This is a genomic window from Sulfitobacter sp. HI0129 (assembly GCF_001635395.1).
In the GTDB taxonomy this organism is placed as follows: domain Bacteria; phylum Pseudomonadota; class Alphaproteobacteria; order Rhodobacterales; family Rhodobacteraceae; genus Sulfitobacter.
Genome location: NZ_LWGH01000715.1, coordinates 1 through 520 on the forward strand (window position 1 = coordinate 1; position 520 = coordinate 520).

1 protein-coding gene is annotated in these 520 nt (G+C 68.1%); it reads left to right on the plus strand.

Annotated features, from left to right (window positions below; genetic code table 11):
* The coding region (locus A3764_RS17855; protein WP_150122275.1) for a flagellar hook-length control protein FliK at window positions 1-476 on the plus strand (476 nt) is incomplete at its 5' end.
* Between the last annotated feature and the right edge of the window lie 44 nt (window positions 477-520).

Here is a 520-nt window from a genome sequence, read left to right on the forward strand (position 1 = left end):
CGGACCTGGCCCGCGCAACCCAGGCCGCGACGGTCGCCGCCGGTGCACAGGCTCCGACGACGGCGGACGATCAGTTGCGCCGCCACGTCAGCCAGCAGATCCGCAGTGTCGATCTGAAGGACAACAAGTTCCGCTTCTCGCTCGCCCCGCATGGGCTGGGCGAGATCGAGATCGAGGTGCTGCGCAACGAAGCGGGCCGGGTACAGATCGCGATGGCGGCGGAATCCGCCTCTGTCCTGGGGGCGCTGCGGCAGGACCGGGACCAGTTGCTCGATGCCTTGCAGGCGCGGGGCATCCTTGCAGATAACGCCGACCTCGATTTCCAGACCTTCGGTGAACGCGACCGGAACGGCGCGCAGGAGTTCGGGGCGGAGAATGCCGCCGGAGCGCAGGCGGAGGCTGAAACCGCAGAGACCGAAGAGATTGCCCGCGTCCATGTGCCCACGGCGGGCGCGACGCTGGACATAGTGACCTGAAAGGGACCCCGATGATCGACGCAAGCACCGCCAGCGGCCTTGCC